This is a genomic window from Streptomyces sp. SID1328 (assembly GCF_009865595.1).
Taxonomy (GTDB): domain Bacteria; phylum Actinomycetota; class Actinomycetes; order Streptomycetales; family Streptomycetaceae; genus Streptomyces; species Streptomyces griseoluteus.
The window spans coordinates 1-6,787 of record NZ_WWKH01000856.1 but is presented as its reverse complement, the minus strand read 5'-3'; the positions used below and the strand labels follow the sequence as shown (position 1 = coordinate 6,787).

Annotated in this window: 6 protein-coding genes and 1 pseudogene; 4 read left to right on the top strand and 3 right to left on the bottom strand. The window is 72.8% G+C overall.

Annotated features, from left to right (window positions below):
* From GT030_RS27555 to GT030_RS27545, 3 genes are all read left to right on the top strand, one after another.
* Window positions 1–663, top strand: a 663-nt coding sequence (locus GT030_RS27555) for a protein phosphatase 2C domain-containing protein (protein WP_161203401.1), incomplete at its 5' end; no start/stop codon positions are given.
* 70 nt (window positions 664–733) lie between these two features.
* Window positions 734–2,476 carry a pyruvate dehydrogenase gene (locus GT030_RS27550; RefSeq protein ID WP_161203400.1) on the top strand — a complete coding sequence of 581 codons (1,743 nt, stop codon included), beginning with the start codon at window positions 734–736 and terminating at the stop codon, window positions 2,474–2,476.
* A 331-nt stretch (window positions 2,477–2,807) separates the two neighbouring features.
* On the top strand, window positions 2,808–3,251 hold the full coding sequence (locus GT030_RS27545) for an ATP-binding protein (protein WP_161203399.1): 444 nt from the start codon (window positions 2,808–2,810) through the stop codon (window positions 3,249–3,251).
* Between the two features lie 62 nt (window positions 3,252–3,313).
* Here the strand turns inward: GT030_RS27545 and GT030_RS27540 are convergent, their stop codons facing one another.
* Together GT030_RS27540 and GT030_RS27535 are read right to left on the bottom strand one after the other, a co-directional pair.
* Window positions 3,314–4,351: a DUF2637 domain-containing protein gene (locus GT030_RS27540; protein WP_161203398.1), complete on the bottom strand. Its 1,038-nt coding sequence runs from the start codon at window positions 4,349–4,351 to the stop codon at window positions 3,314–3,316.
* 197 nt (window positions 4,352–4,548) lie between these two features.
* The gene (locus tag GT030_RS27535; RefSeq protein ID WP_161203397.1) at window positions 4,549–5,391 is read right to left on the bottom strand and encodes a (2Fe-2S)-binding protein; all 843 of its coding nucleotides are present in this window, start codon (window positions 5,389–5,391) and stop codon (window positions 4,549–4,551) included.
* Window positions 5,392–5,569: 178 nt separating this feature from the next.
* Here GT030_RS27535 and GT030_RS27530 point away from each other — a divergent pair, with 178 nt between their 5' ends.
* A complete protein-coding gene (locus GT030_RS27530) occupies window positions 5,570–6,358 on the top strand; it encodes a GntR family transcriptional regulator (protein ID WP_161203396.1) in 789 nt (262 codons plus the stop codon).
* 23 nt (window positions 6,359–6,381) lie between these two features.
* Here GT030_RS27530 and GT030_RS27525 read toward each other — a convergent pair.
* Window positions 6,382–6,787, bottom strand: a pseudogene (locus GT030_RS27525) (hypothetical protein); the annotation flags it as partial.

Sequence of the window (6,787 nt, the reverse complement as noted above, 5' to 3'; positions counted from 1 at the left end):
GTGCTGGTGGCGATGGCGACCGGCGCGCGGGCCGCGCCCGGTGCGCACCGGGCGGCGGCCGAGGCGTGCCGGTGGATCGGGCAGGCGGTGGGACGCAGCCAGGAACGCCTGGTCGAGGACCTGCGCGCAGGCCGGCGCGGCGATCTCAAGTCCGGGCTGAACCGCCTCACAGACCGCACCCTGGGCAAACTCCGCGCCGCCTCCGGCGAGCCCACCGCCGGCCTGAGCTGTCTGCTGCTGCCCGCCGACCCCGAGTGCCGCACCCGCGTGTTCTTCGGCGCCGGGGAGGGCGGCCTGTTCCGGCTGCGGGACGGCGAGTGGCGGGACATCGAACCGGCCGTACCAGGGGAGGGCACCCCGGACGCCGACCCGCTCACGATGGACCTCGGCATCCCGGTCCCGCCGAGCCCGTACGAGCCCGCCGAGCCGGCGCAGATGCCGTTCCGGTTCCGGGCCGCCATAGCCCGGCCGGGTGATGTGCTGATGATGTGCACCTCGGGCCTCGCCGAGCCGCTGCGCGGCGAGGCGTCCCTGCGGGCGTTCCTGGGGCGCCGCTGGTCGCGCGCCGCCGCGCCCGGTCTCGCCGGGTTCCTGGCTGACGTCCGGACGAGGGTGAAGGGGTACGCCGACGACCGTACGGCCGCCGCTGTTTGGGAGGCGTAACCGGGGCCCCTGTGACTTGATGGAAGCGCAGGGGCGTATCCCAGGGACCGCGAAGGGGCGGACGACCGTCATGGCCAGACAGAACGTCGCCGAGCAGTTCGTCGACATCCTCGCCCGCGCCGGCGTGCGCCGTATGTACGGCGTCGTCGGCGACAGCCTCAACCCGATCGTGGACGCCGTGCGCCGCAACGCCGCGATCGACTGGGTGCATGTGCGGCACGAGGAGGTCGCCGCCTTCGCAGCCGGTGCCGAGGCGCAGATCACCGGCAAGCTCACCGCGTGCGCGGGCTCCTGCGGCCCCGGCAACCTGCACCTGATCAACGGCCTCTACGACGCCCACCGCTCCATGGCACCCGTACTGGCGCTGGCCTCCCACATCCCGTCCAGCGAGATCGGCCTCTCGTACTTCCAGGAGACGCACCCGGAGCGGCTGTTCCAGGAGTGCAGCCACTACAGCGAGATGATCTCCAACCCGCAGCAGATGCCCCGGCTGCTCCAGACCGCGATCCAGCACGCCATCGGCCAGCGGGGCGTCAGCGTGGTCACCCTGCCCGGCGACATCGCCGACCAGCCCGCGCCCGACCGGTCCTTCGAGAGCGCCCTGGTCACCTCCCGGCCCACGATCCGCCCCGGCGACGCCGAGATCGACCGCCTGGTGGAGATGATCGACCAGGCCGACAAGGTCACCCTGTTCTGCGGCGCCGGCACGGCGGGCGCGCACGCCGAGGTGATGGAGTTCGCGGGCCGCATCAAGTCGCCGGTGGGCCACGCCCTGCGCGGCAAGGAGTGGATTCAGTACGACAACCCGTTCGACGTCGGCATGAGCGGGCTGCTCGGGTACGGCGCGGCCTACGAGGCCACCCACGAGTGCGAGCTGCTGATCCTGGTCGGCACGGACTTCCCGTACAACGCGTTCCTGCCGGACGACGTGAAGATCGCGCAGATCGACGTACGGCCCGAGGTCATCGGACGGCGTTCGCGGCTGGACCTCGCGGTGTGGGGGGACGTCCGCGAGACGCTGCGGTGTCTGGTCCCGCGGGTGCGGGAGAAGACGGACCGCCGCTTCCTGGACAAGATGCTGAGGAAACACGCCGACGCGCTGGAGGGTGTGGTCAAGGCGTACACCCGCAAGGTGGACAAGCACATCCCCATCCACCCCGAGTACGTGGCGTCCGTACTGGACGAGCTGGCGGACGACGACGCGGTCTTCACCGTCGACACCGGCATGAACAACGTCTGGGCCGCCCGCTACATCTCGCCCAACGGCCGCCGCCGGATCATCGGTTCGTTCTCCCACGGCTCGATGGCCAACGCGATGCCGATGGCCATCGGCGCCCAGCTCGTGGACCGGAACCGGCAGGTCGTCGCCATGGCCGGTGACGGCGGGTTCACCATGCTGATGGGCGACTTCCTGACCCTGGTGCAGCAGGATCTGCCGGTCAAGCTCGTGCTGTTCAACAACTCCGCGCTCGGCATGGTGGAGCTGGAGATGCTGGTCGCCGGACTGCCGTCGTACGGCACCACCGACGTCAACCCCGACTTCGCCGAGGTGGCCCGCGCCTGTGGGGTGTTCGGGGTGCGGGTGGAGAAGCCCAAGCAGCTGGCCGGGGCGCTGAAGGACGCTTTCCAGCACAAGGGGCCGGCGCTGGTGGACGTCGTCACCGACCCCAACGCCCTCTCGATCCCGCCGAAGATCAAGGCCGACATGGTCACCGGGTTCGCGCTGTCCGCCTCGAAGATCGTGCTGGACGGCGGCGTCGGCCGGATGCTCCAGATGGCCCGCTCCAACCTCCGCAACGTCCCCCGGCCCTGAACTCGCGCTGAGAAGCGGTGATTTCCGGTCAGTTTCACCGCGAGTGACCGATTGGGGGCACAGGGTGCGCGGATGGGCCCGCAGGAGCCCTCAGACGGCTTCTGCGACGCCTTTCGGCCGCCTCCGCGCTTTCCGTACGCGTGTCGAGGCGGTCGGTGGACGGCCCGTACGGCCGCCGCGCGTGGCCGAACACCCGGCGGTCGGGCGGCGGCCATGACTGGCCGTTGGTCCACTGGGCAACCATCCGTCGTGGACGCGGTCGACCAGAAGGGGGAGGGCCGGCGACGTGTGGGCGGGGGTCATGACGAGGCAGGCGCGAGGGGGTGGTCCCATGACGGTGGGGGCCTCTCCGGCGGAGACGGGAGACGGCGAGACCGGCGGTACACGTGAGGCGCGCCGGCTCAGACGCGAACTGGCACGGGCCGACCTCGCGGCGGTGCCCGCGGCGCGGCGCGAACTGCGCGCCCTGTTACGGCACTGGGACCGGCCCGACCGGTCCGACATAGCGGAACTGCTCACCAGCGAACTCGTCACCAACGCCCTGGTGCACACCGACGACGACGCGGTCCTCACCGCGGTCGTCTCCCCGCGCGGACTCCGCGTGGAGGTGCGGGACTTCATGACCCGAGGGCCCCTGATGCGCACCCCCACGCCGGACGAGGACACCAACGGGCGCGGCCTGGTCCTGGTGCGGTCCCTCGCCGACGCCTGGGGGGTACGGGCGCACGCGGTGGGCAAGTCGGTCTGGTTCGAACTGGGTTCGGCGGCCGCGTAGACGACGACGGGGTGGGGACGCGCTCCTGACGAATCGCGTCCCCACCCCGTCGCCGCTCGGCCTCAGCCGAACTGCTGCTCAAGATCCTTCAGTTTGCGCTCCAGCGAGTCGAGCCGGGGGAGCGCCATCGTGTCGTCCTCCGCGGTGAGGTCGACGGTGACCGGCTCGGTGCCCTTGCGGACCGACTGCAGCGAGGGCCGTGAGCGGGCGGTCGGCTTTTCCGCCGCTATGGCCGGCTCCCCGGCCGCCGGGGCGGGGGCGCGGTCCATCTGCACCTCCACCGTCCGAGCGGGCGTCCGGCTCGCGAAGCTCCGACCGCCTCGGCTCAGCGCTTTCAACTGGGCGCGCTCCACGCGTTGCTGGTCGCGTCGGCGCTGACGGGCCTCGCTCTTCTCCCGCTTGTCGTCGCGTACTTCCTCGACCGCCTCGTCCAGGCTGCGCACACCCTCCAGCAGCATGAGCGACCAGGCCCCGTAGGTCTCGCGCGGCGCCCGCAGCCAGCGGACGATGCGGATCTGGGGCAACGGGCGAGGCACCAGGCCCTGTTCGCGCAGGGCCGCCCGACGGGTCTGCTTCAGCGCCCGGTCGAACAGCACCGCCGCCGACAGGGACATGCCGGAGAAGAACTGCGGCGCCCCGTCGTGGCCGATTCCCCGGGGCGCGTGCACCCAGTTGAACCAGGCCGCTGCGGCGGCGAACATCCACACCAGCATCCGGGAACCCAGCGCGGCGTCGCCGTGGCTGGCCTCGCGCACGGCGAGGACCGAGCAGAACATGGCCGCACCGTCCAGGCCGAACGGCACCAGGTACTGCCAGCCGTCGGTGAGGCCGAGGTTCTGCTCGCCGAAGCCGACCAGGCCGTGGAAGGAGAGGGCCGCCGCCACCGCGGCGCAGCAGAACAGCAGGACGTACGAGGCGGTGCCGTAGACCGCCTCCTTGCGCCTGCGGCGCTCCTCGCTGCGTTCCCAGGAGTCGTCCGCACCCGCCTTCTCCCCGGAGGAGCGCTTGCCGCGCGCGACCACCGCGATCGCCGCCGGCACGCCCAGGAGCAGCACGGCGCCCGGAAGCAGCCAGTTCAGCGATATGTCGGTCATTCGCATCAGGGGTCCCTTGCCTTGGGATAGGGCGTATCGCCCGTCATAGTGACCCATTCCCGGCGGCCGGCCGGGGATTTCGAGGCAACGGTCCTTCAAAGGGGCGCGGGGACGGCGCGATGGCGTCGTTCTGCTCGAACTCTGTGCTGCAAAGGGGTAGTTGAGTTCGATTTCCGTCGCTCGAACGAGTGGTTCCGGCTCGCTCAGGCCGCCGCGGCCGCCGTCAGCCTGGCGACGCGGTCGCTGTCGCAGGTGCGGGGGCAGGTGGCGCAGGTGTCCTCGGGGCGCAGCGTGTAGAACATGCAGCAGCTCACCCGGTCGCGGGTGGCCACCGGGGCGCCGTCCGGACCGGTCAGCTCACGGAACGCGGCCGAGCCCGCGTACGGGCGGGTGGTGCCCGGCAGCAGCAGTTCCAGCTCGCGCACCGCGCGCCGCTCCTCGCCCTCGCCGAAGAGGGAGGCGAGGTACCACAGGCCCTCGACGACCTCGTCCGTCGCCATGCCCCACAGCGCGCGCCCACGCCGCCGCATGCGCGGACCGAAGCCGCCCAGTACGGGTTCGAGATGCTCGGCGACGGCCGCGCGCACCTCGGCGCGCAGCGCCTCCTCGTCGGCCACCACGACCGCCTCCGGCAGCCCGGCCGCCGGGTCGTCCGGCAGGCAGGCGAAGGCGCCCGGCCGTACGGTCATCCGGCCCTCGGTGCGGTGGTAGGCGACGTGGGCCGCGGGCAGCCGGGGGACGCGGCGGTGCAGGAACCAGGGGACGGTGATCAGGAGGCAGGCGGGCCACGCGTAACGGTGCAGGCCGAAGCCGGCGATGACGTCCGGGCGCGCGCGCCGGCCGTAGTCCCGCAGCACCTGGGCGTCGTCCCAGGCGAGGAAGGAGTCGAGCTCGGCGCCGCCCGCCGCGAGTCCGTCGGCGGTGACCCAGCCGCCGCCCACGGGCAGGGGGTGTGCCGGGTCCTCCATGACCGTCACGGCCAGTCCCGGAAAGACCTCGCCGAGCCGGGCGTACGCTGCGGTGAGCGGCGAGGCCGTAGCGAGCATGGCGGGACCACCGATCCTTCGAACACGGGGGCGGGTGTGCAGGTAAGGCTAACCTTACTCATTTTTCCGGGAATTTGAAGTGCCGCCTCCTGCGCCTAAGGTGCTTGACGGACATGTGACGGTCCGTCGTCCGTGTCCGGGGCCGGACCCCGGCCGCCGAACAGCCCGAGGAGGACCCGTGAAGCAGGGCCTGCACGACGTCTCCGGTACGGGGCTGCCCCGGCACGCCGCCCAGCCCGCCACGCGGGTATCGGCCCAGTCCCGCGAGCGGGCCGAGAGCGTCTCGGCGGTACGGGGTGAGCACACCCACAGCGAGCCGCCGCTGCCCCGGCCGCGCGCGGTCGTGCAGCGGGCTTCGGTGCGCGGGCAGATCCTCGACGCGCTGCGCTCCGCGCTGACGACCGGGGAACTGTCTCCCGGAGAGGTCTATTCGGCGCCGGTGCTCGGTGAGCGGTTCGGGGTCTCCGCCACGCCCGTCCGCGAGGCCATGCAGCAGCTCGCGCTGGAGGGCGCCGTCGAGGTCGTCCCCAACCGGGGGTTCCGGGTGGTGCGGCGCGGGGCCCGCGAGCTGGCCGAGCTGGCGGAGGTACGGGCGCTGCTCGAAGTCCCGGTCCTGCTGCGGCTGGCCGGTACCGTCCCGGCCGCCCGTTTCGCCGAGCTGCGGCCACTCGCCGAGGACACCGCCCGCGCGGCCGCCGCCGGCTGCCCGGCCCGCTACGCCGAGGCCGACCGCGCCTTCCACCGCGCCCTGCTCGCCCTCGCGGGCAACGAACAGCTCCTCCGCATCGCCGAGGACCTGCACCGCCGCGCCCAGTGGCCCCTCGCCACCACCCCACCCCGCCAACACCGCGCGGTCCTCCTCCGGGACGCCGCCCAGCACACCGCCCTGCTGGACGCGTTGGCCTGCGGAGAGGTGGACCTGGTGGGGGACTTGGTGGCGGAACACTTCGCGCAGCGGAACCAGTAGCGGGACCGGGGGACCCAGCCCCCTCAGGCCGTGGCCGCCCCTGGTGCCGGTGGGCTCAGGTGTTCGGCGAGCCAGGTCGGGAGGCCGCCCAGCAGGCGGAAGAGGCGGCCGGCCTCCTCGCGGAGGCGGGTCGCCTCGGGTTCGGGTTCTGTCTCGGCGAGGGAGACCAGGGCGGGGGCCGTGCCGATCAGGTAGCCGAGGTCTTCGCGGAGGCGGAGGGATTCGGCGAAGCCGTGCCGGGCCTCGGCCAGTTCGCCTTCGCGCAGGGCCAGTTGGGCGAGGTGGCGCCAGGTGCAGGAGAGGAGGAGCGGGTCGGACTGGGCGGTGGCGCCCGCGTGGGCCCGGCGGTAAGCGGCGCGGGCGGCCTGCGGGGAGTGGGTCAGGTTCTCGGCGAGCAGGCCCCGGCGGAAGTCCAGCAGGGCCCGCCCC